Origin of the sequence: Rhodococcus sp. BP22, assembly GCF_014281965.1 — a bacterium.
Classification (GTDB): Bacteria; Actinomycetota; Actinomycetes; order Mycobacteriales; family Mycobacteriaceae; genus Rhodococcoides.
Map to the genome: position 1 here is coordinate 160,268 of NZ_JACFTB010000007.1, position 15,997 is coordinate 176,264.

Here is a 15,997-nt window from a genome sequence, read left to right on the forward strand (position 1 = left end):
GGTCACTCCAGTGGATTTAAAAGAGGTTTTCGCCGTGCGATGCGGTCGGCCAGATGGTCGACCTGTCTGAGCAGTGCCGCTGGATCAAGCCCCAGATCCAGCGTGTGGCAATGGATCACCACCCCGCAGTGACGGACTGCATGTGACCGGACTGCCTCATTACCTTTGGCGTAGACCAAGTGGCCTTCGGGCATTGCGAGGACTGTGCAATACGCGAGCATCTGGTAGAGATCGGCATTCGGAAAACCGGCGGGACGCTCGGCCTTGTATTTGGCATCCACGACTGCGCCTGGGGTGCCGTCGGGCGAAAGCCACACCAAATCGGGTTGCATGCGGACCTCCTCCGCATTGTCGAGGTGCATCGGAAGCTGGGTGACATATCGCCCGCCATGGGCAATGAGGGCCTCTCCCAGCGCGGTACCAACGAAGTCCTCGTAAATTTGCCACATGTCGAACATGAATCCGGTGACAGCGAGGTCACCGGCCCGATGTTCGAAAGACTGTGCCGCCAGCACGATCTTGGAGAGACGCAAGGCGTCGTGGTAGTGAGTATTGAGTCTGCTGGTCTGCCATGTGGGCAACGCGGAGCCGCGAGTCGGCGTCGTGACATCAGCCAGGGTAATACGAAGCCGTTGAAGGCGTCGGCGCGCGTCGGCGCTGAGCCTGGGCACGGTGAGCAGTCGTAGGGCGGCTGCTAACAGAATCCGGTTCTCCGCGGTGTCGACGGTGAAGTCGTCGTACTCGACCGCCAGCGGCACCGGTAACCCGTAACGGCGGGTCATCTGCTCTCCGGCGAGGATCCTCCCTCGCAGGACCGGGAGGGTGTCGGTGACGGTCTGGTAGCCCTGTAGCAGGCCTTGCTCGGTCGCGCGCGCAGCGAGCCGGACGAACGTCTCGGCTAGGGCAGGCAGCAATTCATCAGCCTCTGCAAGCTGGACACGGTCATCACGCCAGATGGGCCTTTTCCCGCTGTAGCCGAGAAGGAATAGGAGCCGGTTCAGGTCGGCGACTTTGGGGCGCACCAGTACCTGGAGCTCGCCGATCGAGACAGCACCGATCTTGCGCCCAGCGGACACCTCGTATGTTCCTGCGCCGAGGGTGGGGTTGATATCGACGATGGCGAGGCCCCGGAGCGCCTCGTACTCAGGGAGGCTGAGGTTGACGAGTCGCGACTCGCCGCCCTCAGTCAGCGTCAGCGATGTCGTCATCGGTATCAGAATCACTGGCGGGATCAATTGCATTGGCTTTCGCGCTTAGCCGTCTACGAATGGCCTGGAGTCCGTACCTGCCGTGGACGTCGACTCCGCGCTCGCCGTAGTGCAGTTCCTCGAGCACTGGCAGGATCGCGGTCCGCCACACCCGTTCGAGCCCGTTCGGCTCGAACACGGCTGGCCGCATCACATAGGAAGGGCCAATTTTGAAGTCCTCGTCGTCGATCCTCGTGTTGAGTTCGTCGATGATGTCCGCGACTTCGAGCGGACGATTTTGGGCCCGAAGCCAACTGCGGAGGATCTCATTGGTCGGAGATTCGGATGGGTGCAGCGGCAGGAAGGCGAAGCGCCTCCGCATGGCTGAGTCCACGAGCGCAATGGACCTATCGGCCGTGTTCATGGTGCCAATGACGATAACGTTGCGCGGCAGCATGAATGGGTCGGAATTATCGGACCCGTACAGCAGATCGATACTCTCGTCGCGGTACTCCAGCAGGAAGTACAGCTCACCGAAGATTTTGGCGAGGTTGCCGCGGTTGATCTCGTCGATGATCAGCACGTAGACGGCTTCCGGGTTGTCGACTGCACGGTCAACAAGGGTGCGCAGCGGCCCTGGTCGCAATTCAAATCCGATTTGGCCGCCGACCTGCTGTGCGGGTCGGTAGCCCTCGAAAAAATCCTCGTAGGAATAGGCCGGGTGGAACTGGACGATTTTCACATTGGACTCCCCGGCGAGGTACCGGGCAAGTTCCTTGGCGATGTACGTCTTCCCTGTTCCGGGTGGGCCGTAGAAGATCAGTTGAGGTCGATCCCGGAGCAGTTCGACACACTCCTGTAACCACTCCTGGGGCACATGAAGGCGACGTGCCAGCTCGGCGTCGGCATCGGGAATATTCAGGCCTGTGGCGGGGACGCTGACACGTCGTTGGCCCATGAGCTCGCGAAGGGTGTCGATCTGCCCAGTCAGGTCTGCGACCTCGCTTTGAGCGTTGAGGCGCGACACCACCTCGAGAGGTAGGTCGATATTGGATTGGGTCCGTGACTCCCATTTGATCGGCCGACGCAGATTGGATCTACCGTCGCTGCTCTGCACGTACTCGGCATCGCCGGTGACGGTGCCGAAGTGCACCTTTCCTTGGCTCACGGTGACTACTAGATCGCCTGGGTGCATTCGTGCAACGAACGAGTAAAACTCGTCTGCCTTCTCTTGCCGGGTGGCGTAGCCGGAGGCCCGGTAGTCCTCCTCGACGAAGCCCTTCAGATCTTCGCGGGAGATGTCCGCGTCAATGGGGCGGAGAAACTTCGCGGCCAGGGATACTGTGCCTTTGGCGCGCCAGATCGGCACCATGTCGGTGCCAGCGACGTTGGAGCCGTATACCTTCCACGCGTGTTGAACCTGGTCGGTGGGTGTCGGGGTCGGGCTGGGAGCCGACGGTCGCCACATGGCAGCCCACGGCGGAAGGTAAAAATCGATTGGTCCATCTTCGATGCTCACCACATTTATGTAGATCTCATGGAGATCTACATCGACATCAGCGCTCGGGGGGCGGTGGAGAAATTCTGGTGCGAACGCGTCCCGGATTTGGCGACGGTGGGCGGAGCTGACGATCGGCAGATAGAAGTCAGGGAACGCCAGGTACAGGAGTGACTGCCGTTGCGCCGACTGCCCAGTCTTGACAGACTGCGCAACCGTACGAAGTTCTAGCGGCTCGTTGAGGGCGTCGGCACGCTTCGCTTCGGGTAGTTCGAAGAATGCTTGTGAAAACTGGATCAGATAGACGAGCTGCTGCCAGCGATAGTTGTTGAAGGCCTGGCCACCGTGGTAAACGCCGCCCTTCATGAGTGCTGTTGTGACGTCATCTGGGATGTCAACGGGGTGATCGCTGATTCTGAGAATCGTCTTGAGTTGCTGAACCTTGAGCGGGCCGCCCAAATTGACGATCGGGAGGACATTCATGATGAACAATTCGGCAAATAGCTGAACTGCCCCGGCGGATGTGGTGCTCAACTGGGACGCTAACTTGTCGAAGAAGTTCCTTTCTCCGAGGTCTGGTCGCGCGACATAATCACGTTCGAGTTCGGCAAGGTTTTCTTTAGTCCAAATTCTTTTCCCCGGCGTCAGTAACGAGGCGCCTTGACCGAGGCCCACTTCAACCAGTCGACGCCCGAGGTGCTCGACGGTGATCGCACTGGGACGGTTCATCGATGCTTGGTCGGCAATCATACTGGGTCCTGTCGTCAGGTTGGTGACACGGTGCAAAGAGGCCGGGTTAGAATTGAAAATGATTGCTGACTAAAGGCGACTTTCTACGACTATGGCGGACATGGCATCATAATACTCAAGGATCAGCCGCTTGGTCCGGTACTCCCCGAATGCGGCTTCATCCTTACGTTTGACGATGGGGAATGTATCCATGATGTAGTCGACGTCGTCACGCTCGATGCCATATAGGTGAAAGAAGGCAGCGTCGAGTTCGCGCTGAAGAATCTCCCGCACTTCCGGTTCCCAAATTACTGGCTCTGTATCCGTCCCGAGGTCTAAGGCAAATGATTGCAAATCTAAACCAGTATACGAAAGGTGCAGTACACGTCTTTGAATCCAATTGCTAACAGACTCAGCCCCGGTCCAACGTGATGGCTTCCGTAACAATGTTGGATGAGGTACGGGGATCTGACGCAGATACGTGTATGTCAGATGGAGGCCCGCTACCTTCTGCCTCGCGCAGTAGTCGAAGCAGAACGAGTTGAACGCAGCCAGAAGCAGTGCGCGGTCAATAGGGTTTTGTGTGAAGTAAAGAGGGTATGTATGACCGACACCGACGCATGGAAGCACAGCCGATATCATCGTTCTCTCATTGGTTGGACTGGTTACGTCTGAGAATCCTGTTAACCACTCTGTTCCTAGTGACGGTAACTCTTTCGCTCTAACCCACGCCAGAGGTAGCGGGCTTCTGCGTGGATCCGCGTGTTCTCCAATCGTCAGATACCTCGGCTGGTTCTGGCGCTTCTCCGCTGTTTTACTCTTGATGACATCCGCTGCTCGATGGTCGTAAGCAGCAAGCATCTTGGCCTCGTATAAAGGGAGCATCCGATCGAGCTGACTGCCTCTCTCTTTCTCGAACACGTTTCCGTTGAGCGTCCACCCCCCGGTTTCGAGTTCCTTGCGGGTGTGGAAGAGGTGCGAGTCGTTGGACATGTGGAACATGGTCATGAACTTGATGCCCCACGGGTTGCCTTTCGGGTCCCCTTCGCGGATCAGGATCGGCACGCGTCGGTAGATGGCGAGGGTGATCTCTGCGTCGCGGCGCGACCGGAACACCGGGCAAGTACCGGTATTTGGGTTCAGCAGGAGGATCTCCTCCGGGCTCAGCGTGAACCGGGTGTCTGGTTTGAGTAGGTCCGTCGGATCGTGTGCGAAGAAGGCAAAATCTGCGCGTGGTTCACGGCTGTGGCGGCCCGCAAGTGTGAGCAAGCAGAACTTGAAACGGCTGTCCACAGCCTCGAAGAGTGGTTTGCGGTTCTCAAAGTCATACAGACTCGCGATCGCCCCATGTTCGACCAGATCTTTGAAGAAGTACTGCGTCGTAGCATCTGTAGCGATGCCAGTGGGCAGGATCACTCCGAGCCTGCCGTCGCCGGAAAGCAGGTTTTGGTCCGCTTCGGCGAATACTGCATAAGTGTTGATATCGCCGCGGCCGGTCAGCGGGTAACGGCCGGAGTTCCGCAGCAGGTGCGAGATGCCCTCCGCACGCCGCTTTTCCGCTGTAAATGTTCGATAAAGTGCCGGGTTGGTGTTCGGAAGTTTATCGATCAGCTGCTTGCGGGCAGCGGCATTGGGTGCTGTGGCGATCTGCGGATCGCGGGCGGCGAAGAACTCTTGTTCCTGGAGCTTGACGCGTTCCCATGGCGGGTTGCCGAGCACCACCGAGAAACCGCCCGCCCAACCTGTTGCTTCGTTGATCGTGTCACCGGCTTCAGCGACCGTGGGGAACAGGTGGGGGAACTCCAGGTGCCAATGGAAGAAGCGGTACTCCGCGGTAAGACGGCTCAACTCCTCGGCTTGTTGATCGTCTAGGACGGCGGTTCCACTGGCCAATCCTGCGACGACCGATTCGGTCAGCGGATTAGGTGCACCGAATTTGAGTGGCCACACGAAGGCGGCACACCAAGCGTCTGCCGTCAGCCGAGCCTGCTGATATTCCATAGAGTCGCTGTAGGCGCGCATTCGCTGCCGCTGCACGTGCACGTCGCTGAGCGAGACGGCATCGACGCCGATAACCTTTTGCAATTGCCTCGCCAGCCCAGTGTTGGCGGCGATGGACTCACCGAGATCGAATAGGCTCCCCTGATCTCTGCGCTCGGCCTTGTTCGCCCGCGTGGTCTCGGTGGCCACCGTTTTCTCATCGCCTTCGATGGCCTTGAATGCCGCATCGGGCACACCGTCGGCCAATACGGCCGGCGTCGCTCCGATCAACGCGTTGCCAACCTTGATCTGCGCGTCCAGGTACGCCAGCGGACGGCCCGGCTCCAGAGCCTCCATCCACAGCGATACCTTCGCCAACTCCGCGGCCAGCTCATTGACGTCGACGCCGTAGACACAATTGGCCACCACATCCCGCATCGCGGAGCGCACCTGCGCGGGGGCAGGCTCTGGGTCCCCGGTACGGATCGCAGCGACACGCTTGGCGATCCGGCGCGCTGCGCCGACAAGGAAATGACCGCTGCCACATGCCGGGTCGCAGACGGTGACCTTTAGCAGCGCCCGCTCTTGCCCGTCTGCATCGGAGGCGGTCTTGACCGCATCGTCGAGGATCGGGTCGAGCGCGGTATCCAAGAGAGATTCGACCAGCGAGGTCGGCGTGTAGTAAGAGCCAGTGTCCTTGCGCTGGTTCCCCGAAGCGATATCGAGTGTGTAGACCTTGGTCGCCGGATCCCACTGTGGGACAAACTCGAGGAGGGCCTCATAGATGCTGCCCAATTCTTCCGCGCCGAGGTTGCGGTAGTCCACTACCCGCAGTACGCCAGATTTTGGTTCGCGCACCAGCGACAATGACCGCACTGCTGACATCAGTGCCGCGTTGGACAGCGCGCAGTCGGTGAGGAAGTCCAGCTCCCCTGCCTCGTACAGCCCGCCGATACCGGGTAGGCCAAGCTCTGGTCGACCATCCTCGCTACCCAGACCTCGCCACACCAGCGTCAACGCCTGCCAGCGGTCGCCGTAGCGGCCGCCGCGCCGTCGCAAGGCGGTGCGGCGGAGCCTGGCCGTGGAAAAATAGTCGAGGTAACGCTGGCGGGCCTCAGTGGTAGCGGAAGGATCGAGGAGGGCACCACGGTCCTCCGCGACGAACGTGAACAACAACCGATACACCACTCGCAGCAGCGCGTGGTTGACATCGGCAACCGAGATACGGCCCGCCGAGAGATCATCGCGCAGCGCCGAATTGGCCGCATCGGTCAAGAAACCGGTGCCGAGTGTGCGCAACGCCTCGACCACCCCGTCGCGCAGCAGGTTCAGGGCCCGAGACCCGGCCTCCACCGCCTCTGTGCGCCACTGTTCGAGTCGGCACGAAGACGGGCCGAGCTCGTCATCGCGCACCTCCACGCGCGAAACCTGGCAGAGCGTGTAAAGCAGCATGAAGTCGGCGAACAGGTCGCCATCGAAGATCGCTTCGAGATCAAATTCGACATACGCCGAGCCAACCAGCGAGGTGGAGTCACGCAACAGCCGTAAAACTTGGCCGTTGGACAAGATCGCCCACAGATGCTGGTCGCTGCGGTTCAGCAGTTCCTGCACCATCGACTGCGGTGACGAGCCAGCTGCGCCCGCGAGGCCCTTGGTCCGAGAGTCGAGCTCAGTGCGGGCACCGAGTAGGTGGACGGGCGTTGCGCCCCACAGGTGCGAAACAGAAAAATGCTGGCCGCCGACCTCGATGCCGCCCTTGCCGGTAGTTGGCACTCGTCCGTAGCCCAGTTGATCGAGCAGTACCAGCAAAAATCGTTCGCGGGTCAGCGCCGTCGTCGGCGAACCCTCGGGAATCTGTTCCAGTGCGTCCTGGTAACTGGCCCAGGCGCCTCGCAGGTACGCCCACACGCGGTTGCCGGCATCACGCACCGTTTCGCCAGCTGCGAGGTGATAGTCCTTGGGTGAGAGCGTGTTCCCAGATGGGTCGCGACCGGCGCCCAGCTGCGAGGGAAGGTCAGCAGGCAATAGCCCACCCTGAATTCGAACTCCGACAAACGACTCGCCGCTCACTTGGCTACCTCTCCGGTCTGCGGGACGAACACGAACACACCCAGTAGGTCGGCGCCCGGCTCGGGGCGGACCTTGAGACCCCGGACTATCTCCGCGGATGCCTGACGCACCCGTCGGTGCGCGGCCAGCAGGCCCTCGGCGAGCTGCCGGCCATGCTGGTCGAGGTGCGGGCGTAGAGCATCGAGACCACCCAGTGCGCGGGAAGCGAACTGCTCGGCTTGTGGGGTGGGGACATTCCCGATTGGCCCCGCAGACAGCAATACTGAGGTCGCGTCGGCGTCGAGCCAGCGAGCCTGCCCCGGTGCTCCCTCGAATGCCAGCACGGCCACATCCTCGGCAACCAGTTGCCGGATCCCGGACCGCGACGGCAACTCCAAATGGAATCGGTAGCGCGCCACCAGGAGAGTGGTGCGGGTGGAAACCGCGTCGGTGCGCACCACAGCGCAGCGCCGCGCGGGGCGCAGCGCCGGGTCGAGCTTGGCGTCCAATGCGGACTCGAGGGTGTAGTGCGCGATCGCCTCCACAGTGGAGTCGGTGCGGGTGAGCACGGCGTTGCCGCGCCGGACCGGCAGGTCATTGGCGAACAGCAGCGGATCGTTGCGGCCCGGCGGAATGGCGTCGCGCAGGCCCAGCGGCAGCGGGCTGAGCGTGGCCGTGAAGCCATCCTCCGTTTCCGAGACAGTAGAGCGCAGCGCCCGCAGCGCATGTTCGACGCAGGCGGCCACCTCATCGTGGGTGCCGAGCGACGCTCGCACAGCCTCGACCTCGGCGGCCACCTCCTCCGGCTTGATCGCGTGCTGTGCGTACTTGGTTTGCGCGAGACGCTCCCGCTCGGCGGTGGACTCCCATTCCTGATAGAGACTGGTCTGCTTCTCCTGCACCCCCAGGTCGAGGGCCAGCTGCTCGGCATCTTGGCCGCGTAGCAGTAGCCCTTCCATCAGGGCCTCCAACACGGCGGAGTTGTTGTCCGGCACTGGGACCGACACGCCCGTCGCCTTACGAATCGCCTCGTGCTTGCGCAGCAGGACATCCAGCACAATGCCGTCGATCTGATTGTCGCGGCCGTAGATCGTGATGGCGCGGACCTCATTGGCACGCTGCCCAAACCGGTCCACCCGGCCCTCCCGCTGCTCATGGCGCGTCGGGTTCCAAGCCAGGTCGTAGTGCACCACAGCCTGAAAGCTCTCCTGCAGGTTCACGCCCTCAGATAGACAGTCAGTCGCCACCAGTACATGCCGGCCAGCGGTGGCGGTTAGCTCGTCGATCCGCGCGATCCGCTCGCTCGGAGGCAGTGTGCCGGTCACCGCATGCACCGTCACATTCTTGCCAAGTGCCTTGGACAACTGCTCAGCCACATAATCGGCAGTGTCGATGAAGCGGCAGAATACAATCGGATCGCAACCGGCAGCGAGCAGCTCCTTGACCTCATTGGTCAGCGCAGCGACCTTCTTGTCCGCCTTGCCCTCCAACTTCTTAGCGTCGGCCAGAAAGCCCCGTAGCCGCCGCGAAGCCGAACCCGCGGTGTCGCCTGTCCCGGCACCCGGCGTGGTGTCGGCCGCTTCGATCGCTTCGTCGTCGGATTGGTCCAGCACAATGGCTCGCCCGATCGCGTCGGCCTCGGCCGGAGACTGGGCCGCCGCAGAGGCCGCCCGAGTCTGAAGCGTCTGCGCCGCAGCGCGTGGAGAAGACGCGAGCGCGCGAAGAAGCGCAAGCGCAGACCACCAGTTCACCCGTTTGCTCAGGTCGCCGTCACCGGCCAGCACTGTCTCGCGTGCATAGTCGAGGACCTTGGCAAACAGAGCGTGATACTCCGGCGATAACGCGTAGGGAACCTCCTTGGTGAGGCGGTCCTTCGGGAAAGGGGTGTCCTCGTCGAGGTAGCGGCGAATATCACCGCGGCGACGCTGCACAAAATGTTTCGCGAGCAGTTCGCGGCCCGTGCGGTGCTCCAGACTGACAGTTTCGAGGGAAGGGTCCAGCAGACCCAGCAGATTCCTGAACGCCTCCTCCTTTCCGGAGTGTGGGGTGGCGCTCACAAGGACCAGGTGGCGCCGCGGATCCCGTGACAAGTCGCGCATCAAGTCGTAACGCTGGGTGCGCCCTGCGCCACCCAGTCCGGACGCCGCCACACAGGTGTGGACCTCATCGACAATGACCAGATCGGGGCAAGTACGAAGAAACTCGTGGCGGCGCCGTGAGTTTTTGATGAAGTCGGTTGAAACCACCGTGATCGGGTAGCGCTCGAATATCGACTCGCCGCCGATCCGACCGCGCTCGAGCCGACGCACGGTCGAGGGCAGCACTAGCTCGGCCTCCATCCCGAACTTCTCGCGCAACTCGGACTGCCACTGCTCGGCGAGCGCCGGGCTACACAGCACCGACAGGCCACGGGCATCGCCAACGGCGAGCAATTCCGTTGCGATCAGACCGGCCTCGATGGTCTTGCCGATACCGACATCGTCAGCGATAAGCAGGCGGACCACATCCTGGCGCAGCGCCATCATGAGCGGAACCAACTGATACGCCCTGGGCTGGACCGCGATCGAAGCCAACGACCGGAAAGGGCCAGCCGTGGAGCGGAAACCGATCCGCAGAGCATTGGTGAGGAGCTGGGCGCTGAAGTGATCGCCGAGATCGTCCGGGCTTGGCGCAGGGAAGGTGGCCGGCGTAACACCCTCGCTCACGAGAACCCCCGCGATGTCGTCATCAAGGCCACCAAGCGGCCTCAGCACGAGAAAATCGTCTGTGCTGTCCGGCAACACAACCCACTCGCGACCGCGTGCAGTGACCAAATTACCTGGAGCGAACCCCATCTCGTCTACTTCCTTCCCTTGCCGAACACGTAGGCATTCGCTCGCAGTTCAGTCAGCCAGTCATCGCCCTCACGGAGGCGCAGCACGGACCAGCCCCGATCCAACAGCTCGTCCTCCGCGTCCTCGTCGCGACCAGGCGCGGGATCGCTCCCGATGGGGTCGACAAAAACAACTGTGACGCCGCTATCGCCTCGGTAGACGAAGTCCGCCGAGGCGGTGCCTATGGTCTCATGGACACCATCGGGCAGGACGAAATCATGCTCGATCAGCAGGTCCACGAGTCTGCGTTCGATGTCGGACCGGCAGCGGTCGCGGATACCAGGGGAACCGTCAGCCCCGGATGCGTTGGATGCTGTTGCTTTATGCACAGACGCGGGTTGGTCAGGCGCAGTCTGCGAGCGTGCCAGAGCTAATAGGAGGTCACGTACGGCGTGCCGGTCGATCCGTTTATGGTCGATTTGGTTGCTATAAGCGAGAAGGCAGTCGTAGCAGGCCTTTTCACACCGCTCGCCGGCCCCGTCCGCCTGTCCCAGGTCCTCACCGTCGTCAGAAAAGTGCGCGATGCGCAGCGCCCGCAAAGCCGCGCGAGCCAACGCGTCGGGTTCGCCGATCAGTCGACGCAGGATGCCCGCCCCACCCTCTGAGGACTCGGTAAACAGCATCCGCGCGCGCTCCTCCGTATCAGGGAGCGCCTCACTAGAGAGCTCCGAGTCCTCCAGCTGAAACTCGGCTTCCACACCACGCTCGAGCGCGTAGCGCAGCGTAGTCGCTACTACCTCGTCGACTGGCTCCGTCAATCGCAGCACCGCGAGGTTGCGAGTGTCCTCGACGTAGGGGATCACCTTGTGCTTTGTTGGGGCATCGGCCGCGTCCTCCAACCCCTCGTCCTGGGGGGTCGCGTCGGAGGCGTCCTTCTCGCTGAGCCAGTTTCCCTTGACGGTGTCGAGCCAATAACCGAGCTCGTTAGGGTTCTTACGCCGCCGGCGGCCAAGGTTCGTAACCCGCACAAGCGCGGTGTCGCCATACGTTAGCTCAGCCAAGGGAGCGTCATCGCCCTGGACGCGCGCGTCGAGCCGTCCCGAGCGGGGCCCGTGCTGGCTGAAACGGAAGGAAGTCTCCAGCTCAAAGCCAGCGCGGCGGCGTTCCTCCTCATCGGAGGAGATCCGCTCACGACGTCGGGTGAACACTGTCTGCATACGCATCAGGCTGTAGCGGGGCGCGCCGAGCGGAACCTTGCAGTGCTCGCAAACATCCACGCCCGCCTGACGCACGTGATGGTAGCCGCAGGACTCGCAGCGGCGCGCGTCCTGCAACTCGATCGTTCCGGCCCCGCCGCTCGCCATCGGCACCTGCACCCGGCGTACCTCGTAGCGGGCACCCTCGTGGTAGATAAGCGCGCCCGGCCCGAACTCGTTGATCGCCAGGAACCGCGGTCGCTGTAGGTAGTCCCCGCCATCCTGGCCGCCGGCTGCCGTGCGAACTCCGGGGATGTAGGCGGCCAATGGGAGCCGCGGGAAGCTGTAACCGGGGAGAAATCCCTCGGACGCGAAATATCGATAAGTGTAGAAGTCGGAGTGCCCGCGATTCGAATCCTCATTCCGCAAGAGCCGCAGTTGACTCTCAGACTCGCGACGTCGCGCCTCTGCGGCCCTGCGAGATCCTGGCGAGGCGGATGTATCGAGGATGATGCGGTTCTGCTCTCGCTGGTCGGCCAACGCGGCCTGATAAAGCTCGCGCCAGCGGTCGCAAGCGCGATCGAACGCTGCTGGAGAGTCCGCGATAACGTCAGCAGCCCACCCCTCGTGCCACCAGGCTGTGTCCTGCAGATCAGATCGCAGCGGTGCGATGACATCCTCGACCCGGGCGGTGGCCCGCCTGATCGCATCAGGCTCGGCGAGGATCTGCGTGAGTTCCTCTACCAGCGGCATGCCCGGCTCGTCTGCGGCCAGTAGTTGCGGCACGCGGGAGCGAAGGTCGGCCCCAGTCTCTGCGAGCCACAGCGCGTGCAGGTGCGAGGCAAGTAGCGATTCGTTGGTCAGGTCAAGTCGGGGCGCGGCGACCGATCCGGCGACCATGTCCTGTGAGCGCCGGAAGTAGTACTGGTCATGGGAGTTTCCGGTGGCGCAGTAGGTCACGACCAATGCTGGCTGTCCTGACCGCCCCGCCCGGCCCGATCGTTGAGCGTAATTCGCTGGGGTCGGCGGCACATTCCGTAGCCCCACCGCATTCAGGCTGGCGATGTCCACGCCCAACTCCATTGTTGGGGAGCAATACATCAGCGGCAGCGCGCCGGTCCGGAACTTCTCCTCTCGGTCCGCGCGAACTTCGGAGGACACCTGGGCTGTGTGTTCCCGTGCGTGCAGACCCGTGAGCTTGAGCGCGTTGGTTTTGTAGAGATCCCGGAAGAACGGGTTGATGCGCAGCCCCTGTTCGGCGCTCGCGGTGCGGCGCACCGGATCCGGCGCACCAGTTTTCCCGTCGCCAGCGTGCCATATAACCGCCGAGGCCTTGAGACGGTATGCGGACCCATCCTGCTTCGGCAGTGTCACTTTGGTGAGTAGGCCGGCCCTTTCTAAGACCGCCAGCAAATTCTCGATCACCTGTTGGGCATCTGCAGTATCTAGTGGGCTGCCGTCGAGATTACGTAAACCACTGCGGTCCTTGATGTATCGACCCAACGCCGACTTCCCGGTCATCCGCACCTCTGCGCGGGGCCGTCCCGGTGCTCCGGTTCCGGTTGACACGGTGGCCACTACCGGCGGGGCCTCGCGCGGGGAGATCGACCAGAGACCCGTCAGGTGCTGTTCAGACTGGCGTCGGATGCGGTCGTAACCATCCTCGCTTAGACAACTGACATCTACGGCGAGCTCGCGTCGGAATTCGTCTAGCACGATGTGACACAACTCTTCACGTTCACCGGGTTGCGCACCCTGCAAGGGTGCGGCCGCCGCCGCCCAGAGCGGGTCATCGGCTGCGATCTCGGGCAGCGATTCGTAAGAGATACGCAGCAGACCGGTCTGTTCCAAGTTCGGCATCGTCACGCGCCAGCCGCGCTGCAGGTCCGCGTATAAACGGAACTCCACGAATTCTTTGAAGGCGCGCTGTGTCGCGGAACGAGCACCGTAGACGGCGTCGGGGTTGGACGCGTAGTCCTCGAAAGGGAGGCTCAAAGCCTCTACGACATGCTCGGCGACATTGTCGTGGCGTAGCGAGGATCCTGTCGCAGCACGATAGAGGGCGCCGCGAAGCTGGGTTACCTGTACGAAGTCGTTGAAATGACCAGCTTGCAGACTGGCATCTTGGCGGTTGTCGACGAAAGTCAGCAGCTTCCGCGCATCCTTGCCGAGTTCCTCGGGTGGGAGTTGCTTGAGTGCCCGCACCACGGATGCGCTGATCACCGACACCGCTGAACTGCGGCCCTCGGCGTCAAGAGTCGCCAGCTTGGCAAAGTCGCTGCCGCGCGCTTGCTCGTAGGAAACCTTGCAGCGCAAGCAGAACCGGAATGGAGAGGGCACGTATGCCACGCGCATGCCGTCGCGAGACTCGGTGCCGTCGACGTCGACCCGCACAATCCGGGGCTGATGCTTGCGCAGTCGGTCGACCACGTCGCCGTCGGCGACCCATGAATCGGGATAGCGACCTTCAGCCAGTGGGTCGAACGGCCACGGTTGATCCGATGAGACATACAGGTAGCCGTTGGCCTCGTCGCCGCCGCTGGCATCCCGATCGCGGCGGGAGCGGTACTGGATAACACCGCGCTCATCGGTACGGGAGACCACCAAATACTCTTGCCCACACTCTCGACAAAACGCGAGCGGGATCAGGGACTTATGCGGTTCCCCCGGCACTGAGACCTGATAGGTCGACGTGACATGGCGGCGGTCCTCAGCCTCGATCGAAACGTAGACCGTGTCGCCTTTCGACAGGAACTGGTGTAGACGAAATGCGAACAATGGCCGTTTCGTGACTGGGTGCGGCCGACTGGACCCCGCTAGAAGCATCGCCCGAATTGCCCGCTCGCACTCATCGACCGTGCACCCGGTGAGATCGGCCAACCGCGCAGCGGACTCGCGGACCCGAGCCGGGCGCTGTCGGACAATCCGACTGGTGTCCGGCTCGGTGTCCAGTCCAAAGGTTGTCTCGATCCACGACGCCAGCGACGAGGTTGCAAGCGCGTCATAGCCGCTGCGCGCGACCCCACCGCGAACCTCCGCCGTGAGAGCCTCCACATCCTCGGGATCTCCTGACGTAGCGTGGTCGAGGGTCTCGCCGATCACGCAGTCCGAGGTGACCTCGGTGCCGAACATTTGGGTGGCAACTTGGGCGACCACAGCACGTTGGTCGTCGATGGTGCCCGCGCTGGCCATCGTCGCCGACGTACCCACGCATTGCAGGTTTGGGGACTGGCACGCATCTCGCACTCGGCGCACAAGCATCGCTACGTCTGCGCCCTGTCTTCCTCGGTACGTGTGTAGCTCGTCCAAGACAAGGAACTGTAGTCCCTGCGCAGCATGCACCAGACGTCGCCGTTCCTCAGGCCGTGTCAAGACCAACTCAAGCATCACATAGTTGGTTAGCAGAATGTCTGGCGGATTTCGAAGAATCTGCTCGCGCATCTCCCCCTGCTCCTGGCCCGTATAGCGGGCAAATGTGACCGGTTCCTGCCCAGGGCCGTAGCCGTGGCGAAGGAACTTCTCCAACTCGCCAACCTGGCTGTTCGCCAGGGCATTCATCGGATAAACGATGATCGCCTTGACTCCGGGCGTGCGCTCGGGCATCCGCAGCACCCGGTCGACAATCGGAATGATGTAGGCGAGGGACTTGCCCGAACCGGTTCCGGTAGTCAGGACATACGACTTTCCCGTGTGGGCGACTTCGATTGCCTCACGTTGGTGGCGGTGCAGTGTGATCGCCCGGCTGCCCCGATCGTCAGCGTCAGCCTTCGGTCGGAAGATGGGTTCACACTCAGGATGCAGAAGTCCGCCGTCCACGAGCTCTTTGATCGAACCGCCAGAGGCAAACAAGGGATTCAGCGACAGCCACGGAGCCGGCCACTGCTCACCGCGCTCGATCAGCTCATCGACATGCTGTTTGATCCGGGGGCTACGCACATCGACCGCAGCGGTGGTGAACGAGCGATAGTCGTCCACCATCTGACTGTGCACATCAAAAACGTCCATGAATCCTCATCTGCAAAGTCTCGTGCTTGACGCACTCGTAGCGATCCTGCAAAACCGGCCATCCAAACACCAAACTATGGCCTGTGATCCAAGTTACTTACATTAAGCAGCGTACTGGTCCATCAGGTTATCCGGCTCTAAGCTCCCCATTTAGTCGTTCGAACCGTGAACGCGCGCGACTCATTTTTCCACCGCCTAGCCAAGAAAACACGCGCATGCCGCAAACACCGACAACTAGGTGTATGGGGTATGCGGACCCTAGTGACGCGGCGCCGGCGGTAAGCGGCGGGCGGTCGTCCTCCGCGTACCAAATGCGGTCTGTGGCAATTGTAGTGAACGTTCCAGACCTCGACGGCGGTGCGTCAGTGCTGTTCGCTGGCGTACTCACGGGATTAGTGCAGTCCTTCGGGACGGATGCGATTGTAGCGTTCGACTTTCCCGTTGGGTTTGAAGTGTGTGCGGCTTGATGCGGTAGCGCCGGTAGGAGATCAGACGACTCTGGAGCGCTCGATCAAGCGTCGTACTCCTTCGAAAGTCAGT

General features: G+C 62.0%; 5 protein-coding genes. All 5 read right to left on the reverse strand.

Features of this window, described 5'->3' with window-relative positions; genetic code table 11:
* Positions 1-2: 2 nt before the first annotated feature.
* Positions 3-1,208, reverse strand: a complete 1,206-nt coding sequence (locus H2510_RS16615; protein WP_186629406.1) for an McrC family protein — start codon at positions 1,206-1,208, stop codon at positions 3-5.
* Positions 1,183-3,435 (reverse strand): McrB family protein, encoded by a 2,253-nt coding sequence (locus H2510_RS16620; RefSeq protein WP_186629407.1) that lies wholly within the window; start codon positions 3,433-3,435, stop codon positions 1,183-1,185. The genes H2510_RS16615 and H2510_RS16620 overlap by 26 nt, the downstream gene beginning before the upstream one ends.
* Positions 3,436-3,504: 69 nt before the next feature.
* Positions 3,505-7,464, reverse strand: coding sequence for an Eco57I restriction-modification methylase domain-containing protein (locus H2510_RS16625; protein WP_186629408.1), 3,960 nt, complete (start codon positions 7,462-7,464; stop codon positions 3,505-3,507).
* On the reverse strand, positions 7,461-10,277 hold the full coding sequence (locus H2510_RS16630) for a helicase-related protein (protein WP_186629409.1): 2,817 nt from the start codon (positions 10,275-10,277) through the stop codon (positions 7,461-7,463). The genes H2510_RS16625 and H2510_RS16630 overlap by 4 nt, the downstream gene beginning before the upstream one ends.
* A gap of 5 nt (positions 10,278-10,282) precedes the next feature.
* Entirely contained in the window at positions 10,283-15,457 is a 5,175-nt protein-coding gene (locus H2510_RS16635; protein ID WP_186629410.1) for a DEAD/DEAH box helicase, read from the reverse strand.
* Between the last annotated feature and the right edge of the window lie 540 nt (positions 15,458-15,997).